The sequence below is a fragment of the Nocardia sp. MDA0666 genome (assembly GCF_003023875.1).
GTDB classification, from domain to species: Bacteria; Actinomycetota; Actinomycetes; order Mycobacteriales; family Mycobacteriaceae; genus Nocardia; species Nocardia aobensis.
Window position 1 is genome coordinate 98,651 of the sequence record NZ_PYHT01000008.1, and the last position, 20,175, is coordinate 118,825.

General features: G+C 69.1%; 19 protein-coding genes and 2 pseudogenes. 2 read left to right on the plus strand and 19 right to left on the minus strand.

Annotation, left to right across the window (positions count from 1 at the left end; translation table 11 throughout):
• Positions 1–217: 217 nt before the first annotated feature.
• Both C8258_RS14120 and C8258_RS14125 read right to left on the minus strand, forming a co-directional pair.
• Entirely contained in the window at positions 218–583 is a 366-nt protein-coding gene (locus C8258_RS14120; RefSeq protein ID WP_106955576.1) for a DUF202 domain-containing protein, read from the minus strand.
• A pseudogene (locus tag C8258_RS14125) lies at positions 580–915 on the minus strand (YidH family protein); the annotation flags it as partial. The pseudogene C8258_RS14125 and the gene C8258_RS14120, both read right to left, overlap by 4 nt.
• Before the next feature lie 473 nt (positions 916–1,388).
• Between C8258_RS14125 and C8258_RS14130 the strand changes: the two are divergent.
• Positions 1,389–1,763, plus strand: a pseudogene (locus C8258_RS14130) (M23 family metallopeptidase); the annotation flags it as partial.
• A gap of 156 nt (positions 1,764–1,919) precedes the next feature.
• Here C8258_RS14130 and C8258_RS14135 read toward each other — a convergent pair.
• Positions 1,920–2,690: a siderophore-interacting protein gene (locus C8258_RS14135; protein ID WP_106955578.1), complete on the minus strand. Its 771-nt coding sequence runs from the start codon at positions 2,688–2,690 to the stop codon at positions 1,920–1,922.
• Between the two features lie 149 nt (positions 2,691–2,839).
• Between C8258_RS14135 and C8258_RS14140 the strand changes: the two genes are divergently transcribed.
• Positions 2,840–3,352 carry a DUF1990 family protein gene (locus C8258_RS14140; RefSeq protein ID WP_106955674.1) on the plus strand — a complete coding sequence of 171 codons (513 nt, stop codon included), beginning with the start codon at positions 2,840–2,842 and terminating at the stop codon, positions 3,350–3,352.
• Positions 3,353–3,837: 485 nt separating this feature from the next.
• Here C8258_RS14140 and C8258_RS14145 read toward each other — a convergent pair whose 3' ends face one another.
• From C8258_RS14145 to ffh, 16 genes are all read right to left on the minus strand, one after another.
• Complete coding sequence (locus C8258_RS14145) at positions 3,838–4,761, minus strand: tyrosine recombinase XerC (RefSeq protein WP_106955579.1); 924 nt, start codon at positions 4,759–4,761, stop codon at positions 3,838–3,840.
• 221 nt (positions 4,762–4,982) lie between these two features.
• Positions 4,983–6,155 carry a DNA-processing protein DprA gene (dprA, locus tag C8258_RS14150; RefSeq protein ID WP_106955675.1) on the minus strand — a complete coding sequence of 391 codons (1,173 nt, stop codon included), beginning with the start codon at positions 6,153–6,155 and terminating at the stop codon, positions 4,983–4,985.
• Positions 6,156–6,464: 309 nt separating this feature from the next.
• A complete protein-coding gene (locus tag C8258_RS14155) occupies positions 6,465–7,973 on the minus strand; it encodes a YifB family Mg chelatase-like AAA ATPase (RefSeq protein ID WP_106955580.1) in 1,509 nt (502 codons plus the stop codon).
• Entirely contained in the window at positions 7,973–8,329 is a 357-nt protein-coding gene (locus tag C8258_RS14160) for a YraN family protein (RefSeq protein WP_039779810.1), read from the minus strand. Before C8258_RS14160 ends, C8258_RS14155 begins: the two co-directional genes overlap by 1 nt.
• Before the next feature lie 144 nt (positions 8,330–8,473).
• Positions 8,474–8,779 (minus strand): DUF2469 domain-containing protein, encoded by a 306-nt coding sequence (locus tag C8258_RS14165; protein WP_011210678.1) that lies wholly within the window; start codon positions 8,777–8,779, stop codon positions 8,474–8,476.
• A gap of 65 nt (positions 8,780–8,844) precedes the next feature.
• Complete coding sequence (locus C8258_RS14170) at positions 8,845–9,546, minus strand: ribonuclease HII (RefSeq protein ID WP_255420421.1); 702 nt, start codon at positions 9,544–9,546, stop codon at positions 8,845–8,847.
• Positions 9,547–9,657: 111 nt separating this feature from the next.
• Entirely contained in the window at positions 9,658–10,494 is an 837-nt protein-coding gene (gene lepB / locus C8258_RS14175; protein WP_369974752.1) for a signal peptidase I, read from the minus strand.
• A gap of 152 nt (positions 10,495–10,646) precedes the next feature.
• Entirely contained in the window at positions 10,647–10,988 is a 342-nt protein-coding gene (gene rplS, locus C8258_RS14180) for a 50S ribosomal protein L19 (protein WP_030513071.1), read from the minus strand.
• A 175-nt stretch (positions 10,989–11,163) separates the two neighbouring features.
• Complete coding sequence (locus C8258_RS14185; RefSeq protein WP_233225083.1) at positions 11,164–12,126, minus strand: hypothetical protein; 963 nt, start codon at positions 12,124–12,126, stop codon at positions 11,164–11,166.
• A 143-nt stretch (positions 12,127–12,269) separates the two neighbouring features.
• Complete coding sequence (locus tag C8258_RS14190) at positions 12,270–14,723, minus strand: Tex family protein (protein WP_106955678.1); 2,454 nt, start codon at positions 14,721–14,723, stop codon at positions 12,270–12,272.
• Positions 14,724–15,057: 334 nt separating this feature from the next.
• A complete protein-coding gene (gene trmD / locus C8258_RS14195; protein ID WP_106955679.1) occupies positions 15,058–15,741 on the minus strand; it encodes a tRNA (guanosine(37)-N1)-methyltransferase TrmD in 684 nt (227 codons plus the stop codon).
• 44 nt (positions 15,742–15,785) lie between these two features.
• A complete protein-coding gene (gene rimM / locus C8258_RS14200; RefSeq protein WP_106955581.1) occupies positions 15,786–16,325 on the minus strand; it encodes a ribosome maturation factor RimM in 540 nt (179 codons plus the stop codon).
• Positions 16,326–16,568: an RNA-binding protein gene (locus C8258_RS14205; protein ID WP_036503663.1), complete on the minus strand. Its 243-nt coding sequence runs from the start codon at positions 16,566–16,568 to the stop codon at positions 16,326–16,328.
• The gene (gene rpsP / locus C8258_RS14210; RefSeq protein WP_030513065.1) at positions 16,568–17,002 is read right to left on the minus strand and encodes a 30S ribosomal protein S16; all 435 of its coding nucleotides are present in this window, start codon (positions 17,000–17,002) and stop codon (positions 16,568–16,570) included. The genes C8258_RS14205 and rpsP overlap by 1 nt, the downstream gene beginning before the upstream one ends.
• A gap of 320 nt (positions 17,003–17,322) precedes the next feature.
• Positions 17,323–18,417 carry an amidohydrolase family protein gene (locus C8258_RS14215; RefSeq protein WP_106955680.1) on the minus strand — a complete coding sequence of 365 codons (1,095 nt, stop codon included), beginning with the start codon at positions 18,415–18,417 and terminating at the stop codon, positions 17,323–17,325.
• 165 nt (positions 18,418–18,582) lie between these two features.
• Positions 18,583–20,166, minus strand: coding sequence for a signal recognition particle protein (ffh, locus tag C8258_RS14220; RefSeq protein ID WP_036503666.1), 1,584 nt, complete (start codon positions 20,164–20,166; stop codon positions 18,583–18,585).
• Positions 20,167–20,175: the final 9 nt, after the last annotated feature.

The following is a 20,175-nucleotide window of genomic DNA, read 5'->3' on the forward strand; positions in this document are numbered from 1 at the left end:
TCTCTGCCCTGGCGTCCGTGGCCGCCGGACCTTCCGGAAAAATTCGGGAGGACCAGCCGACGGCACCGTGATCGGACGCGCGAAGTCGATCCGCGTACAGCGAACCGCGTTGCCAGTCTACGACCAGCGCAGGTGAGAACATAAACGGGGTGGTCAGCGCCCGGATTCCCACCCCCGCCCAGCGGACGCCGGGCAACCTGCCGATGCGCAGATCAGCTCAGAGATGCCAGCCGGGCGTCGACTCCAGCAACGCCACCACGAGCGCCGCCGACGCCACGACACAGATCGCCGCACTCGTCGTCGACATCGCGATCCGCCCGTCGCTCCAACTCCCCCACGCATGGGTGTGCAGGGTCCGGCTGCGCACCACACAGACGGTGGTGATCACCGCCAGTGCGCCGATCGCCACTAGCGCGAGCACGGTGGCGGCGCGGTCACCGCTGGTCAAGGCTACGTGCAGGAACAGCAGCGCATTGGCCATGGCACCCACGGCGGTCCGCCACCAGGACAACGCCGTCCGCTCGGCCTGCAAACCGCGGTCGGCCGGGACGGCGGGCGGACGATTCGGCGGGATCGCGGTCATGACAGCAGCAATCCGATTCCGGCCAGCAGGGCGATGACGGCGATCCCGATCGCCAGAATCGGCACCATCACGGTGTTCGGGAGCGGGCGGCCCGCCCGCATCGCCGCGCCCACCAGCCGCCAGCGGCCGAACGCGCCGAGCGCGATGACGGCCGACAGCACGATGCAACTGATCGCCAGGACCGATCGAATGTCGTGATGTCCGAACGGCTGCACCAACTCGTGCACCGCGACCCCGCCCGCGAGCAGGCCGAGGGCGGTGCGGATCCAGGCGAGGAAGGTGCGTTCACCGGCGAGGGTGAATCGGTAGTCGAGGTCGGGCCCCTCGGCGGGAGCGGGCGATGACGCGGCTGCGGGTGTGGACGACGACGCGGCCGCGGGTGTGGACGACGACTGGGCCGCGCGGCCCGGCGAGGACTCGACATCGCGCCCGGCGGACGAGCCGGCTCTGCCGCCACTCGAGTCCGGTGACGCGGGCTCGGCGGGCTCGGGCGTTTCGGCACTCATGAACCGGACCCCCTGCGCGCCCGGCGCGGGCGCGGGGAGCCGGACGAATCGCGAACGGCCACTTGCCTTTCCACCGGGCGCATCGTCGCGGTGACCGATGCGGCCGTGATCGGGTCGGCGACATCACGACACTCGACCATCGACCTGCCCCTTCCTCGGGCGGACCCAGCGGACCGTGGGGACCAGCACAACGTCTCGCCGGGAACGCGCCCTGTTCACATGCTTCCGAGTTGTCCACACACGCCGAAGCCGATCTTTCCATGTCCCTCGGTTCCGGCGAGGGTGGACGCATGCGCTGGATGTCGATACTTCTCCTGGCGGCGGCGGTGGTGGCCGTGAACTGCGGCGCCACCACGGCGAACGCCACGCCCGCGACCGGATTCGACTGGCCGCTGCAGCCGCGCCCCGCCGTCGTGCGCGGTTTCGACAAACCGCCGCAGAATTGGCTCCCGGGCCATCGCGGAGTCGATCTCGCGGGCGCCGCCGGACAGTCGGTACTCGCCGCCGGCGCCGGGATCGTGGTGTTCGCGGGTGAAGTGGGCGGCAAATCGGTCGTCTCGGTCGACCATCCGGGCGGACTGCGCACGACCTACGAGCCGGTGCGAGCGGATGTGCCGGTCGGCCGCCGAGTCGAGCGCGGGTCGGTGCTCGGGACGCTGCAACCCGGACATGCGGGCTGCCCCGGCGTCTGCCTGCATTGGGGTCTGCGGCGCGGCCGCGACTATCTCGACCCGCTGGTCCTCGTGCGACACGCCCCTGTGCGCCTGCTGCCGGTGCGACCCCCGGGGCCCTCGGACACTCGCCGGAGCCAGGCGGCGGCCCGCGCCGGTCTAGCGAACGGCCTCGGCGGCACCGGATTCCTGGTCGGACAGTTCACGCTTCCACTGCCGGAAGCCCTCCTCGGTGCGCCCGCGCCGCCAGTAGCCGGAGATCGAGGCCCAATCGGCGGGCACCCCGCGTTCGGTGCGGATATAGCGCCGCAGATCGTGCATGATCTTGTCGGCCTCACCATGGATGAAGACGTGCACGCGGCCGTCGCGCCAGGGCTCGGCACGGACCGCGGCGGCGAGCGCTTCGCCCGGGGCGCGATCCCCGCGATGCACCCAGTCGAGTTCGACCGCCGCGGGGCGCGGGACATCCAATTCGTCTGCGGGACCGGCGATTTCGACGAACACCCGGCCGATGGCATCGGACGGCAGGGCGGCACATGCGGCGGCGATGGCGGGCAGGGCGGCCTCGTCGCCGGCGAGCAGATGCCAATCCGCCTCGGGCTTGGGGGAATACGCACCTCCCGGCCCGAAGAGTTCGATGGGGTCGCCCGGCCGAGCCGCTGCGGCCCACGGCCCCGCGACGCCCTCGTCACCGTGGTAGACGAAGTCGATGGCGATCTCCTCGGCCTCGGTATCGATGGCGCTCACGGTGTAGGTGCGCATCGTCTCGCCGTCGGGGCCGGGGAAGAGCAGTTTGACGTAGGCGTCGGTGAATCCGTTGGGCTGGAATCCGGCGAACCCCGGGCCGCCCAGGTACACCCGGATCAGGTGGTCGGTCAGCCGTCGGGTGCGCCTGACCTCGAAGGACAGTTTGGTGCGGGTACGAGCCACAGTGCGATACCTCCGATATTAGGGTTACCTAAGGCAGAGTAGCACGACTTATCTCCGATAGCTCGGAGTATATCGGCGATAATTTCGAGTGCGCTGTGTCGCTCCGGTATCCCTGGTGTGTCACTCCCGCCGCGAGCGAGGATGGGGATATGGCGAATTCCGCGGCCGCCGAGCCGTTCACCTATCCGGAAGTCGGAGCGACCGCCGGAGAATTCCCGTCCGGCTATCACCACTTCCGCCTGCGCCGCCGCATCGGCAGCGGACGAGCGCTGTTCGCCTCCGCCGGCGATCAGATCCTGGCCTACCGCATGCAGCGTGGCACCGGCATCTTCCAGCACGCCGATACCCCGGTCGCCGAACCGGGAACAGCCCTTACGGTGCGGCTGGGCATCGCCGGTCTCGGCATCACGGCACCCTGCCGAGTCATCTACGTGGTCGACGAACCGACCCGCCGCGGCTTCGCCTACGGAACCCTGCCGGGGCATCCGGAAATCGGCGAGGAACTCTTCGCGGTGGAATACGACCCCGCGGACGAGACGGTCTACGGCGTGGTAGCCGCTTTCTCGCGTCCCGCCACCTGGTACACGAAACTCGGCGGGCCCGTCGTCCGCGCGATCCAGCACTTCATCGCCGGCCGCTACATCGACGCCATCCGCCCCTAGACGAGGCTGGGCCAGTGGCGACGACATGATCGGCCCGTAGGCGACGACGCGAAAGTCTTCGCCTTGGTCCACTGCTCGGGGCTTCGCACCCGAGCGTTGGTGTCCAGGACCCCGCCGCCGACCGAATGCCTTTCAGGGTCAGCGTCATTCTCGGCACCGGGTAGGGCGAACCCGTCCCAGACCGTCTCGTTCCATAGGTCGGCCCAGGGGTCGTATGGCCACGCATCGTCCGGGGTGCACGTCGACGGACTCCCGAACGCCGGGTGCAGGATCTTGCCGTGCGACACGCACCTCGGACCGGCTTCCCGATCCGCCGAGCACAGGTCACAGCGCGCCCGACGCCGGAGGGCACCCCGGCATCGCGCCGACTCCGCGAAACAGACCGCGTGCCGAGTGTTCGAACTGGTGTATAACAACGTGTTTCGAGCTCAGCAGCTCAACAACACCATCGCCGCGACGCTGCGGGGCGTCCGTCGCACCGCTGCTCAGGCGCGGGGGTGGGCTTGGTCGTGCACCCGTTTCAGGCGTTCGATCGAGACGTGGGTGTAGAGCTGGGTGGTCGCCATACTGGCGTGGCCGAGCAGTTCCTGGACCACACGCAGGTCGGCTCCCCCTTCCAGCAGATGGGTGGCGGCGGTGTGGCGCAAGCCGTGCGGACCCAGGTCCGGCGCTCCCGGAACCGCCGAAACAACTTCGTGGACAACGGTTCTGGCTTGGCGCTGGTTCAGTCTGCGGCCGCGCCGGCCGAGCAGCAGCGCTCGCCCGGATTCGGCGGTGGCCAGGTGCGGGCGCCCGAAGTTCAGCCAATTCTCCAGTGCCCGGTCGGCGGGCAGGCCGAACGGTACCGAGCGCTCCTTGTTGCCCTTGCCCAATACCCGGACCAGCCTCCTGCCCCGGTCGACGTCGTCGATGTCGAGCCCGCACAGTTCGCTGACCCGTATTCCGGTGGCGTACAACATCTCCACGACGAGCCGATCCCGCAGCGCCATCGGGTCACGCTGCGCCGCACCGGATTCCGCGGCGTTCATGGCCGCGTCGGCCTGGTCCTTGCCCAAGACGGCGGGCAGGACCCGATGTGCACGCGCCGAGCCCAGCCGTGGGCCGGGATCGGCCGCGAGGCGGCCGGTGTGCGTCAACCAGGCGGTGAACGTCCGTGCGGCCGAGGCACGCCGCGCCATGGTGGTCCGGGCGGCGCCCCCGGCCGACTGTTCGGCCAACCACGAACGCAACAGCGGCAGATCGATCTCTCCCACCGCGGCATCGGGCGAGCGGGCGCACAGATGTTCCAGCAGAGATCGCGCATCCCCGAGATAGGCCCGCACCGTGTGCGCGGACCGGTTGCGTCCGAGAAGCAGGTGCCGTTCGTACTGCTCGAGCAGATCCGCGAGATCGCCCGGTAATCCGTCCATTTCTCCACGTTCACCGGCGGCCGCCCCGCGCGCAAGCCCCCGCGCCGACAGCATCCCGCAGAACCCGCACACCCTCCCCCGCCCGGCTTCCGGTGGCGTCGGTCGGCCACCCCGGTGTCTCTCGATCGAGACGCCCGCTCACCACCGACGGACAGCCCCACCACCGCCGACCACGCCGACAGTCAGGCCCACTCTCACCCCGATCATGTCGTACTGGCCTTTCACGCCCCCTTTCGCACGGTGCGAAACCAGCCCGAACTGTCGGACCCGACCAGCCCGGCGACCTCGAGGGCGACGAGTGCGGCGCGCACCGCGTGGATGGTGAGGCCGCTCTCGTCGGCGATCTGTTTCGGCAGGCGCGAACCGGCCACCGGCAATTCGGCGAAGACCGTCGCCTGGTCGCCGGCGAGATCCGGCCCGACTTCGGTACCCGTGGGCAGCGACAAGCGCAGTGGCCCGACCTCGTCGTGGATTTCGTCGACGCGAGTGACGAGGATCGCTTCCCGGTCGCGGATCATGCGGTGGCAGCCGACCGACGCCGCGGCGGTGATCGGCCCTGGCACCGCGAGGGCCGGACGGCCCAGGCGCCGAGCCCATTTCGCGGTATTGCGCGCACCGCTGCGCATGCCCGCCTCGACCACCAGCACTCCGTCGGCCAGGGCCGCGATCAAACGGTTCCGCGCCAGGAACCGGTGTTTGAGAGCAGCGGCGCCGGGCGGGTATTCGCTCACCACCACACCCGTTTCGGCGATCTCGGCCAGCAGGCGTTCGTGCTGAGCGGGATAGGGGCGGTCGACGCCGCAGGCCAGGACGGCGATGGTGGGGCCGCCGACGGCCAGCGCCGCGCGATGGGCCATCCCGTCGATGCCGAATGCGGCTCCGGACACGATCGTCCAACCGTGCGCGGCCAGTTCACCCGCGAGTTCGGCGGTGACCTGTTCGCCGTATCCGGAGGAGCAGCGAGCGCCCACCACGGCGAGGGCCTGTTCGGTGTACTGCTGCAACGACAACGGACCGCGGGCCCACAGCACCAGCGGCACCGCGGCGTCGGCGTCGCGGGCCGGGTCGAGCTGGGTCAGGCCCAGCAGGCGCCACTGCGGCCACTCCGGGTCGTCGGGAGTGATCACGCGTCCACCGATGCGCGCCATCAGCTCGAGATCGCGTTCGGCACGGTCGACTTCGCGCCGGCGTTCGGTCGGCCCACGCAGCGATTCGGGCAGATCGCATTCACGCACCGCACGCGCCGCCTCCACCACACCGACGCGCGCGATGAGCGCCGACAACGCCGGACACGGGCCCTCCACCACGCGAGACAGATAGACCCAAGCCAGCCGCCGTTCGTCCGCGTCGACGGTCACCAGAGACGCGACACCACCACCCGAATCGCCGTCCATGCCGCCATCGTGACCGGTCACCGCGACACCTCCGTCTCGCTGCCGACGCGGCACGCATGCCGGTGGTGCCGCGGAAATCGACAGCCCGGCGTCACGGTCATGTCGTCCCCCGCCCTGCGAAAAACACCGTGCCTGTCCGCTCGATCTCGACTCCGAACGCGTTCGGCGATCCCCGTTCCCGCGCGGACCATCGATCTGCGAATCATCCATTCCCTCCCTTACTGCGCATTCGGTCACCCCGTCCCCACGCCCACGCCCACGCCCACGCCCACGCCCAGACGATGGGCGCCGAAGCCCGGCGCAAACGACTCAGGACACGCCGCGTTGCCGAAAGTTCAATGCCTGCAGGACATCCTGCGCCGACGGCACCTCTCCCCCGCGTAAGTCGCAGACGGTCCAGGCGACTCGGATCGCCCGGTCCGCACCGCGTGCGGACATCCGCCCCTGCCGCAGCGCACTCTCCACCGGTGCCAGCGCATCGGCCGGCAGCCGGAAGCGCTGGCGCAGGACATGTCCCGGCACCTCGGCGTTGACGGTCCAGCCGTACTCGGACCAGCGCCGCGCCGCGACCTGCCGCGCCAGCTCGACCCGTTCCCGCACGACGACACTGGATTCGGCGTCGGACGGGGTGAACGTTCCTGCGGCGTGCGCGTGCATCTGGACCCAGATGTCGATGCGATCCATCAGCGGCCCCGACAGTTTGCCCAGATATCTGCGGCGGGCCAGGGGCGCACAGATGCAGTCGACATCGCGAGCGGGAGCACACGGGCAGGGGTTCGCCGCCAGGATGAGCTGGAAGCGTGCCGGATACCGGGCCACGCCGTCGCGGCGGGCGATGCGGACCTCGCCCTCCTCCAACGGAGTTCGCAACGCCTCCAGCACCTTGGTGCCGATCTCGGCACATTCGTCGAGGAAGAGGACACCGCGGTGCGCACGGCTGACGGCCCCCGGACGCGCGGATCCGGAACCGCCGCCGACCATCGCCGACACCGATGTCGAATGGTGCGGAGCCACGAACGGCGCCGTCGTGATGAGCGGATGATCGTCCGACAACGTCCCGGCCACCGAATGGATGGCGGTGACCTCCAGTGACTCCGATTCGGTCAACGCAGGCAGCAGTCCCGGAAGTCGTTGCGCCAACATCGTTTTGCCGATGCCGGGCGGCCCGGTCAGTAGCAGATGATGGCCGCCGGCCGCGGCCACCTCCAACGCCCAGCGCGCCTCGTCCTGCCCGACCACCTCGTTGAGATCGCCGATACTTCGCCGCGGGGCGGTGTAGCCGCCGTCCGGCGCCGACAGTTCGCCGTCACCGCGCAGCCAGTCGATGAGTGCCCGCAGTGTCGGCGCACCGAGCACGGTGATGCCGTCCACCAGCCCGGCTTCACCGAGCACCGACTCGGGCACCACGACGGTCCGGCGGCCGGCGGTCCGCGCCGCCAGGACGGCGGGGAGAATCCCGCGCACCCGCCGCACCCGGCCGTCCAGGGCCAGTTCGCCGAGCAGGACCGTACCGGCGAGCTTCGCGCCGGGCACCGAGTCACCGGCGTGCAGTACGGCCGCCGCCAATGCCAGGTCGTACACGCTGCCGACTTTCGGCAGCGTCGCGGGCGACAGGGCGAGAATCACACGCCCGTCGGGCCACTTCTCCCCCGAGTTCGCCACCGCGGCCCGGACCCGGTCCCGCGATTCCTGCAACGTGGTGTCCGGACGCCCGACCAGATGGACCGACGGCAGCCCCTGCCCGATATCGGCCTCGATCTCGACGAGTTGCCCGTCCACCCCGGTCACGGCCACCGAATGAGCGCGTCCCAGGGCCATCAGAAGGCCGCCCGGACATGCTCGATCTGCGGGTCCCGCCCCGGCAGCAGCAGGACCGACACCACATCGAAGCGAACCCGCCGCCACGGTCCGCTCTGTTCGGCCAGCCACAGCAGCGCCAGCCGCCGGATGCGCTGCTGTTTGGCGAAAGTCACCGACTCGGCCGGTGTGCCGAACCCCAGCCCGGAACGCGTCTTGACCTCGACGAAGGCGGTGGTGTCGGACTCCCGGACGATGAGGTCCAGCTCGCCGTAGCGACACCGCCAGTTTCGTTCGACGATCCGCATCCCGGCCCCCTGCAGGAACTGCGCGGCCAGTTCTTCTCCGTGGGCGCCGAGCGCCAGATTGTGTGCCACCCGCTCAGGATGCCGTCGGCGTGATCGCGGCCAGCGGGCCTCACCTGCGGAAACAGAAAGTCTGTGGAGGAACCCGAGGCTGTGGATCAACGGCGGTGCCGGCAACCGATCGCCCCAGGTGGGACGGTTCTCGCGACCTGCGCGCTATTCGGGCAGGCGCAGGTCCGGCTTCTCCAGTTCCTCGATGTTCACATCCTTGAACGTGATCACACGGACGTGTTTGACGAAGCGGGCGGGCCGATACATGTCCCAGACCCACGCATCCGACATCCGCACTTCGAAATACACTTCACCGTCGGCGTTCTGCGGGCGCAACTCGACAGAATTGGCCAGATAGAAGCGGCGTTCGGTCTCGACGACGTACGAGAATTGACCGACGATGTCCTTGTACTCGCGATACAGCGAGAGTTCCATCTCGGTTTCGTACTTCTCGAGGTCCTCGGCGCTCATGCCTCGCTCCGCTCGCTCATCGGGTGGAATATCCTCCTCTATCGCCACGAACGCTGTAGGTCACATCATCCCGCATGGGCCGGATCGGCAGCCACCCGCCCGGTCTCCCCGGCCTCGGTGCCCCGCACGTTGCGCCACGACCGGCGATGTTCGTCGCTGGGCCCCAGCCGCTCCAGCGCCGCCAGATGTTCGGGCGTGTTGTAGCCCTTGTGCGCGGCGAAACCGTATCCGGGCAGGTCACGGTCCATCTCGACCATGATTCGGTCGCGGGTGACCTTGGCCAGAATGCTGGCCGCGGCGATACACGCCGCCGCCGCGTCACCGCCGATCACCGGCAGCGACGGAACGCTGATACCCGGCACCCGGAAGCCGTCGGTGAGTACGTAGCCGGGCCGCACCTCCAGACCCGCCACGGCCCGGCGCATGCCCTCGATATTGGCGACGTGAATGCCGATCGCGTCGATCTCCCAGGCTGGGATCACCACGACCTTCCAGGCCAGCGCCCGGCGCATGATCACCGGATACAGCTGCTCACGCACGGCCTCGGTCAGCTTCTTCGAATCGTCCAGTCCCGCAAGGGAATCGTACGCCTTCGGCGCGAGCAGACAGGCCGCGACCACGAGCGGGCCGGCGCAGCATCCCCGGCCGGCCTCGTCGACACCCGCGACGGGACCGAGGCCGCTGCGGATCAGCGCCGCTTCCAGGGTGCGCAGGCCACCGGCCCGCCGCATCACCACTCGCGGCGGCCAATCCCCTGTGCGAACCACCGGCCGGATGATCTTGCCGCCCTTACCGTTGCGCGTCGTGCGTCGCGATGTCTCCGCCACTGCACCTACCGTTCGACTATCCCGTGACTCGATTATCTCGCGCCGCGCGCCTCAGTTCGTCTGCGGATTCTGTGACTTGACCGGGCCGATCCGGTTCGGCGGCCAGATCTTGAACACCGCTTTACCGCGCACGGCGTCGATCGGCACGGTGCCGGAGTACTCGTCGTCGACATGGGCGCGCGAATCCGCGGATTCGTTGCGGTTGTCACCCATCACCCACAGATTGCCGTCGGGCACCTTGACCGGGCCGAATTCGCGACCGCGCGGGTCGATCGACAGCCCGCCGGCCACCTTGGTCGCATAGGCCAGCCCCGGCTGATAGGGGTAGATGTAGTGCGCGTAGGGCTCGTCGAGCGGTTTGCCGTCGACCATCACCCGGCCCTGCGCATCGCAGCACTGCACGGTTTGACCGCCGGTTGCGATCACGCGCTTGACCAGGTCGTTCTCATCCGGCGGCACCAATCCGAAGAATGAGAAGAAGTTCTGCACGCCGCGCACGGCGACATTGCCGGAGCGGTTGGAGTGGTAGGACTTGTTCCAGGAGCCGCTCGGTCCGACGAAGACCACGACGTCGCCGGGCTGGGGATCCCCGAAGTCGTAGCTCAGCTTCTCGACGTAGATCCGGTCGCCCGTGCAGCCGGCACAGCCGTGCAGGGTCGGTTCCATCGACTGTGACGGGATCACATAGGGCCGGCCGATGAAATTCACCACCAGCGCCGCGATCACGGCGGCGATGACGATCAGGATCGGCAGTTCCTGCCAGAAGGGCCGCTGCTTGCGCTTGCGCCTGCCCCGCCGGCTGCGCGATGCGGACTCGCCTTTGCGTTCGCTACCGGCACGGTTGTCATCGGCTCCGGGCACCGCCACCGACTCGCTTTCGTCTGCCACGCCGAACAGGTTATCCCGCAGCCATGTTCGTCGTCGCTCCGGCGCACCCCTGCGTGCCGGGAAGGCGGCATCTCGGGCACATCCCGGCCGGAAAAGGAAAACCCCCGGTCGCGAGGACCGGGGGTCGACGTGAACGGGCAGAGCCCTGATGTTCAGCGCTTCTCCTTGATCTTGGCGGCCTTGCCACGCAGATCGCGCAGGTAGTACAGCTTGGCCCGGCGGACGTCACCGCGGGTCACCACATCGATGTGGTCGATGTTGGGGCTGTGTACCGGGAAGGTGCGCTCGACACCAACGCCGAACGACACCTTGCGCACGGTGAAGGTCTCGCGGATGCCGCCGCCCTGGCGGCGGATGACCGCACCCTTGAAGACCTGGATGCGCTCCTTGTTACCTTCGATAACCTTCACGTGCACGTTCACCGTGTCACCCGGGCGGAAGTCCGGGATGTCGGTGCGCAGCGACTTTTCGTCGACGAAGTCGAGGGTGTTCATTTCCGTCCTTTGGAAGTTCGCGTGAACAGAGGAACCTGGCGGCAACTGCTCGGCCGGTTCGTGCTCCGGATAGTGGGCGGTGCGCCGGGCCGAATTCGCCCAGAGCAACCTGAGCATTGTGCCAGATCAGGCCGCTGCACGAAAAATCGCCCCCGAAGTCCGCGCGGTCCGGGCGTCACTGCCCGGAATGCCGGGGGTGGGCCGCGGTCAGGCCGTCCGCATCGGCCGGTCGCGGCGTATCCGCAGGTGGCGACGTGTCGGCAGAGCTCGCCCGGACCGGCCCGTCGTGCATCGAGGCCCGCATGGCCCTGGTCCGCAGATGGGCGGGCGGAGCGGGGACCACGGTCCGCGCCAACTCTTCCTCGGCGGCGCTGCGGACGTGGGCGACATCGGGCTTCCCGGCGACCAGATCCTGCACGAAGATCTTGGCCCGGATCACGGGGCGCCGGTACCGGCGTTCGCGCACGACTGCCCGGTACATCAGGCGGCGGCGTTCGCCGTAGCGCCAGCGCGCCCACGGCGCGCCCGGCCGGCTCAGCCGCAGGGCGCCCACGACCAGCAACGGCAAGAAGAACATGCCGAACAATCCGGTCCAGATCTTGCCTTTGGCGATGACGATCGCGGCCAGGACCAGATTCACCAGCGCGAACATGCCGAGGAAGCTGCGTCCCGCGACGCTGCCGTCGTGCCGGATGTCGTTGACGTCCAGCAACCACAGCGGATGGAAGCCGAGCAACAGCAACCCCGTGACGGCCACCGCGACGAACACCGCATCGACCGATGTGCGCCCCTGCTCCTCCCAGTACACGTCGCGCAGGTAATAGATCAGCGCGAATTCGTCGAGCACCAGCGCCGCACCGACACCGAACGTCGAGGCGAGGGCGGAGATGGTGCCGACCCCACTGTTGTAGGTAGCGACCATGCCCAGTCCCGATGTCAGCACCAGCACCACCCCGAACACCATGTGGTGGATGTGCACGTTGCCGGCGCGCAGGTTGCCGGGCCACCAGCGCACCTGCTTGCGAATCATCCGCACACTGAGCCGGATCAGCAGGAATCCGACGATGAAGCCGAGCAGGAAGCACAGCAACGGCAGGCGTCCCTCCGCGAGAATCGCGTCGTCGAACCAGCGCCGCACAGCCGTCGTCCCCTCACTCGGAACCGGGGTCGGGGTAGTGATGCCCCGCGGGGCCGATGACCGAGATCGAACCCCGCGACTCCATTGTCCCGTACCCGGCCGCCGCGGTCGGGACAAACCCGCATGCGGCGGCCGCGGAGGTCCTACCGCCCGAAACCGGCGCGGCGCAGCGCATCCGCCATCGCGCCCGACGGCTCGGGCGCGCTGCGACGCTGCTGATTTCGGCCCTGCCCCTTGTTCTGGCCGCCGCCACGGTTCTGTCCACCGCGATCCTGACCGCCACGATCCTGACCGCCACGATCCTGGCCGCCGCGGCCCTGATTGCCCTGGCCGCCGCGCGGCTGACCACCACGGTTCTGCCCGCCGCGCTGGCCCGCGCCGCCCTTCTCGGGCTTGCCGGCGCCGGGCTCGTCGTCCAGGCGCAGGCTCAGGCCGATGCGCTGGCGGGCGACGTCGACCTCCAGCACCTTCACCTTCACCACGTCACCGGACTTCACGATCTCACGGGGATCGCGGACGAACGAATGCGACATCGCCGAGACGTGGACGAGTCCGTCCTGATGGACGCCCACATCGACAAAGGCGCCGAAGGCGGCCACGTTCGTCACCACACCTTCGAGCACCATGCCGGGTTCGAGGTCGGCGACCTTCTCCACCCCGGCGGCGAATTCGGCGGTCTTGAATTCCGGGCGCGGGTCACGGCCGGGCTTCTCGAGTTCGGCGATGATGTCGGTGACGGTCGGCACACCGAATTTCTCGTCGGTGAATTCGCTCGGCCGCAGTGCCCGCAGGGCGGAGGTGTTGCCGATCAGGCCGGGTACGTCGCGTCCGGTCGCCTCCAGCATCCGGCGCACCACCGGATAGGCCTCGGGGTGCACGGCCGAGGAGTCCAGCGGATCGTCGCCGCCGCGGATGCGCAGGAAGCCCGCGCACTGTTCGAACGCCTTGGGGCCCAGCCGCGGAACTCCCAGCAGCGCGGTGCGACTGCGGAAGGGCCCGTTCTGATCGCGATGCGCCACAATCGATTCCGCGACCGAGGACGCGATACCGGAGACGCGGGACAGCAGCGGCACCGAGGCGGTGTTGACGTCGACACCGACCGCGTTCACCGCATCCTCGACCACCGCGCCCAGCGACCGGGCCAGCAGCGTCTCGGAGACGTCGTGCTGGTACTGGCCGACGCCGATGGACTTCGGCTCGATCTTCACCAGTTCGGCCAGCGGATCCTGCAGCCGGCGCGCGATCGAGACCGCGCCCCGCAGTGAGACGTCCAGTTCCGGCAGCTCCTGCGAGGCGTACGCGGAGGCGGAATACACCGAGGCGCCCGCTTCCGACACCACGATCTTGGTCGGCTTCCGCGCGCCGGGCGTCGCACCGATCCGCGAAATCAGTTCCGCGGCAAGGGCGTCGGTCTCCCGGGAAGCGGTGCCGTTGCCGATCGCGATGAGCTCCACGTCGAATCGCGCCACCAGCGCCCCGAGCACCGCGAGCGACTTCTCCGTCTGGCCCTGCGGCTTGTGCGGGTAGATCGTCTCGGTGGCCACCACCTTGCCGGTGCCGTCCACCACGGCCACCTTCACGCCGGTGCGGTAGCCCGGATCCAGGCCCATGGTCGTGCGGGTGCCGGCCGGTGCGGCGAGCAGCAGGTCACGCAGGTTGGCGGCGAAGATGTCGACGGCGTCCTTCTCCGCGGACTGCCGCAACCGCATCCGGATATCGATGCCGAGGCTGACCTGCAGCTTGGTCCGCCACGCCCAGCGCACCGTGTCCAGCAGCCAGGTGTCGGCCGGGCGCCCCTGGTCGGCGATGCCGAACTTGTGCGCTATGCGGCCCTCGTAGATGGTGCGCTGCCCCGGCTCCGGTTCCTCGGTGTCGGGTTCGAGCGACAGGCTCAGCACATCTTCCTTCTCGCCGCGCAGCAGCGCGAGGATGCGGTGCGAGGGCAGTTTGGCGAAGGGCTCGCTGAATTCGAAGTAGTCGGCGAATTTGGCCCCGGCCTCTTCCTTACCGGTCCGGACCCGCGAGGTGACCTGTCCGCGCTCCCACATCAATTCGCGCAGTTCACCGACGAGGTCGGCGTCTTCGGCGAATCGCTCCACCAGAATCGCGCGGGCGCCGTCGAGCTGTTCGGCGGTGTAGCCGGCCGGATCGGTGGCGGGGTCGCCGATGAGGGCGTCCGCGACCGGTTCGTGCCCGGCTTCGCGGGCGATCTGCGCCTTGGTGCGCCGCTTGGGCTTGTACGGCAGGTAGATGTCCTCGAGGCGGGCCTTGGTCTCCGCGAGCATGATCTGCTGTTCCAGCGCGGCATCCAATTTGCCCTGCCCGCGAATGGATTCCAGGATCGAGTTCCGGCGCTCGTCGAGTTCGCGCAGGTAGTGCAGCCGCTCCTCCAGTTGCCGCAGCTGCGCGTCGTCGAGCCCGCCCGTCACCTCCTTGCGGTACCGGGCGATGAACGGCACGGTCGACCCGCCGTCGAGCAGCTCTACGGCGGCACGGACCTGTTCGTCACGGACCGAGAGCTCCTCGGCGATCCGCCTGCCGACACTGGCCAGGCGGACCTTGCCGGTGGCGGGGGCATCGGCCGGAGCGGTGCCCACGGAGGCTTCCGTGCCGGTGGTTGCTTCGGTGCTGACGGGTTCGGAGGCTGTCGTCACGCTGGCTGACACTACCGTCGGCCGCCGACAGCAGACCAGGTGGAGCGGCCGGTGCTCACACAGCCGCACCCGGTGTCGGCGCGCCGGGGACGGAAACGGCCGAAAATTGGCTGGCCACAGCCTCGCCGATCTCGTCACCGCGATCGAATCCGATGTTCCGGGCGACCGCACATCCGCACCCCTTCACGGGCGCGTCGGCAATGTTCGGCACGCGATACGACAGCGGCGCGGATGCCGGATCGCGGCGCGGTGAAGTCCTGTCGCGCAGAGTTTTCGGTTACTCCGGCGGCAGCAGATCCGGGCGCCGCTGCCTGGTCCGCAGCACCGATTGTTCATGCCGCCACGCCTCGATGCGCGCGTGATTGCCCGACAGCAGAATTTCGGGCACATCGAGTCCGCGCCAGCTCACCGGCCGGGTGTAGCTGGGGCCTTCGAGCAGGCCGTCGGAGAACGAATCCTGTTGGTGGGAGGCCTGATTGCCCAGTACCCCGGGGATCAGGCGCACCACCGCCTCGGTCATCACGAGCACGGCGGCCTCCCCGCCGATCAGGACGTAGTCGCCGATGCTGACCTCTTCCACCCGGACCCGGCGGGCGGCATCATCGAAGACACGCTGATCGATCCCCTCGTAGCGGCCGCAGGCGAAGACCAGATGCGATTCGGCAGACCAGCGCTGGGCCGTCTCCTGGGTGAACGGCACACCGGCCGGCGTCGGGACGACGAGCAATGCCTCGTCCGGGCACACCTCGTCGAGCGCATCACCCCAGACGACGGGTTTCATGACCATGCCCGGACCGCCCCCGTAGGGCGCATCGTCGACCGACTGGTGCACATCGTGGGTCCAGCGCCGCAGATTGTGCACGTCGAGTTCGATGATGCCCTTCTCGATCGCCTTGCCCAGCAACGCCGTTCGCAGCGGCTCGAGATATTCGGGGAAGATGGTGACGACGTCGATGCGCAGAGCTGACGAGCGCTGCGCGGGTTCGTCGGCTCCGGCGGCCATCACTACTCCTCGTCCAGCAGGCCTTCGGGTGGGTCGATCACGATCACGCCCTCGGCGAGCGACACGGTCGGCACGATCGCGGTGACGAAGGGCACCAGGATTTCACGCCCGGCGCGCCCCCCGGCGCCCGCACCGGCCCGGATCGACAGCAATTCGCCCGCGGCCGAATGCAATACCTCGTTCACGGTGCCGATCTCGGTCCCGTCCGCGAGCCGCACGCTCAGTCCTTCGAGTTCGTGATCGTAGAACTCGTCGGGATCCTCCGACGGCGGAAGATCATCGGTGTCGACGAGAAACAGAGTGCCGCGCAACGCATCCGCGACGGTGCGATCGCCGACACCCTCGAGACGGACGAGAAGCCGACCCGAATGCTCTCGAGCCGACTCCACCGTGAATATGTCCACCGCCCCGCTTCTCGGCGCCCGGCCACGCAGGCGGGCGCCGGGAGCGAAGCGGAGTCCGGGTTCGTCGGTACGTACCTCGACCACGAGTTCGCCGCGCACACCGTGCGATTTGGCGACCCGCCCGACTACCAGTTCCATCTACTGATCGGTGTCGACCACATCGACCCGGATACCCCGGCCACCGATACCGGCGACCAGGGTGCGCAGCGCGGTCGCGGTACGACCGCCGCGGCCGATCACCTTGCCCAGATCGTCCGGGTGGACGTGGACCTCGACGGTGCGTCCCCGCCGGCTGGTGATCAGATCGACGCGCACGTCGTCCGGATTGGCGACGATACCGCGCACCAGGTGCTCGACGGCATCGGCGACGACCGCACTCATTACTCGGCAGCCTCGGTCGCGGCCTCGGCCTCACCCTCGGCGGCCTTGGACTTCTTCTTCTTGGGGGTGACGGCCTCGGCGACCGGCTCGCTGTCGGCGGCGGCCAGGGCGGCGTTGAACAGGTCCAGCTTGCTCGGCTTGGCGGCCTTGACCTTCAGGGTGCCCTCGGCGCCCGGCAGGCCCTTGAACTTCTGCCAGTCGCCGGTGATCTCCAGCAGACGCTTGACCGGCTCGGTCGGCTGCGCGCCGACGCCCAGCCAGTACTGCACGCGCTCGGAGTCGACCTCGATCAGCGAGGGCTCTTCCTTCGGGTGGTACTTGCCGACGTTCTCGATGGCGCGGCCGTCGCGGCGGGTGCGCGCATCGGCGACGACGATGCGGTACTGGGGGTTGCGGATCTTGCCCAGACGGGTCAGCTTGATCTTGACAGCCATGGCTGTATCGATGCCTTTCGATGGCGGCCGCCCGGGGGCAGCCTGAGTGGTCACGGCGCAATTCAGCAGCCCGCACGGGGTGTGGGCCCGGTTTTGCGTTGAGTGTGTGACCGCCGCGCGGTACGTAACCGGAGACGGGCTGACACTGTCCTCGAACACGGCCCCGCGAGCGGGTCGCGGTCGTCGACGAGGACGGTCGTTCATTGTGCCAGATACGCCCGCACCCGGAGAAATCGCCCCGGAATCGAGCCCGCCGTTCGCCGAGCATGCGGAGATCGATGACCAGCGCCGTTGCCGAACCGTTCGTCGCGCCGGCGCCCCTACCGGTGTCCGGTGACCGGATCGCGGCCCGGGTACACCCGCCCGCGGAGGACGACATATGCCGGGGCGTCGAGCGCGTCGCGGCTCGACCGCGGATCGGTGCGGTAGACGACGAAATCGGCCGGTGCGCCGTCCTCGATACCCGGTCGGCCGAGCCATTCACGCGCCCGCCACGACGCCGCCGCCAGCGCCTCGTGCCGCGACAACCCGGCCCCGGCCAGCGCGTCGATCTCGTCGGCGATGCGGCCGTGCACGATCGAACCGCCGGCGTCGGTGCCGGTGTAGATCGGCACCCCCGCCGCGTGGGCGTCGGCGACGGTGTCGCGGACCCGGCGGTGCAGATCGCGCATGTGGGCGGCGTAGACCGGGAATTTGCCGGCGCTGTCGGCGATATCGGGGAAGGTGTCGATATTGACCAGGGTGGGCACCAGGGCGGTGCCGTGTTCGGCCATCATCTCGATGGTGTCGTCGGTGAGTCCGGTGCCGTGCTCGAGGCAGTCGATGCCCGCGCTGATCAGGCCGGGCAGCGCGTCCTCGCCGAAGACGTGCGCGGTGACGCGGGCGCCCTCCCGGTGGGCGGCGTCGATGGCCTCCTTCAGGATCGCGTCGCTCCACAGCGGCCGCAGATCACCCGCGGACCGATCGATCCAGTCACCGACGATCTTGACCCAGCCGTCGCCGAAGCGGGCCTGTTCGGCGACGATCTCGGGCAGGTCCCGCTCGTCGTCCAGTTCGATGCCCAATTCGCGGATATACCGCTTGGGGCGAGCGATGTGGCGGCCGGCCCGGATGATCTTCGGCAGTTCGTGATGGTCGTCGATGAAGCGGGTGTCGATGGGCGATCCGGCATCGCGCAGCAGCAGCGCCCCGGCATCGCGTTCCACCTCCGCCTGCGCGATCGCGCCCGCGCGATCCTCGTGCCCGCCGCCGTAGCGAATGCCGACGTGACAGTGGGCGTCGACGAGGCCGGGCACGAGCCAGCCTGTGTCACACAGGGTTTCGGCATCGGGCACCGGCTCGTACGAGATCACCCCGTCGCGAACCCACAGATCGCGCACCTCGTCGTCGGGAAGGACCACCCCGCGCAGATGCATCCGCATACCGCCTCCTGACCACGTCGCCCGCTCCGGCCTCACCGCCGCTCCCCAAACTACCGCTGCGATCGCGACGGAGTGCGCACGAGATGCGTGGTCGACGAGTCCCCGAACAACGATGCGGACGGCGCCACCAGGCGCCGTCCGCATCACTCGCTACACAACTCAGTTCTTCGGGAACTTCAGCTTCGACAGATCGAATCCCTCCAGGCCCGGCGGCAACTCGTCCAGTCCGGCAGGCATATTCGACAGGTCCGGCATTCCGGCCGCGGGCATCCCCGGCATTCCGCCCGGCAGACCCGGCATCCCCGGGAATCCTCCGCGCATCCCCTTCGGCGGCGTCGGTCCGCGTCCGCCCTTCTTGCCCTTCTTCCCCTTCTTGCCCTTGGCGTTGCGGCGCGCGCCCGGCAGGCCCATCTGCCGGCCCATCGCGGCCATCATCTTGCGGGCTTCGAAGAAGCGGTCGACCAGCTGGTTCACATCGGTGACGGTGACGCCGGAGCCGTTGGCGATGCGCAGGCGGCGGGAGGCGTTGATGATCTTCGGATTGGCCCGCTCGGCGGGGGTCATACCGCGGATGATGGCCTGCACCCGGTCGAGTTGTTTGTCGTCGACCTGGGCCAGCACGTCCTTCATCTGGCCGGCGCCCGGCAGCATGCCGAGCAGGTTGCCGATCGGGCCCATCTTGCGGATGGCCAGCATCTGGTCGAGAAAGTCCTCGAGGGTGAGTTCGCCGGAGCCGATCTTGCGGGCGGCCTCCTCGGCCTGCTGCTGGTCGTAGACCTGTTCGGCCTGTTCGATCAGGGTGAGCAGATCGCCCATGCCGAGGATGCGGCTCGACATGCGGTCGGGGTGGAAGACGTCGAAGTCCTCGAGCTTCTCACCGGTGGAGGCGAACAGGATCGGTACGCCGGTGACCTCGCGGACCGACAGCGCGGCGCCACCGCGGGCGTCGCCGTCGAGTTTGGTCAGCACGACACCGGTGAAGCCGACGCCGTCGCGGAAGGCCTCGGCGGTGCTGACGGCGTCCTGACCGATCATCGCGTCGAGGACGAACAGCGTCTCGTCCGGGTGCACCGCGTCGCGGATGCCGGCGGCCTGGCGCATCAACTCCTCGTCGATACCCAGGCGACCCGCGGTATCGACGATCACGATGTCGTAGTGCTTCTGCTCGGCTTCCTCGATGCCGGCCTCGGCCACGCGGATCGGGTCGGCGGCGGTGACGCCCAGGGCGTTGTCGCCTCCGCCGATCGACGTCCCCGGATGCGGGGCGAACACCGGCACACCGGCCCGCTCGCCGACCACCTGCAGCTGGGTGACGGCGCCCGGCCGCTGCAGGTCACAAGCCACCAGCAAGGGGGTATGCCCCTGGCCCTTCAGCCATTTCGCGAGCTTGCCCGCGAGCGTGGTCTTACCGGCACCCTGCAGACCGGCGAGCATGACGACCGTGGGCGGGTTCTTCGCGAACTGCAGGCGCCGGGTCTCGCCACCGAGGATGCCGATCAATTCCTCGTTGACGATCTTCACGACCTGCTGCGCGGGGTTCAGCGCGGCCGATACCTCGGCGCCCTTGGCGCGTTCCTTGACGCGGGCGATGAACTGCCGCACGACCGGCAGCGCCACGTCGGCCTCGAGCAGGGCCAGCCGGATCTCGCGCGCGGTCGCGTCGATATCGGCCGGTGACAGACGCCCCTTGCCACGCAGATCCTTCAGGGCACCGGTCAACCGGTCGGAAAGGGATTCGAACACCGATCGCGC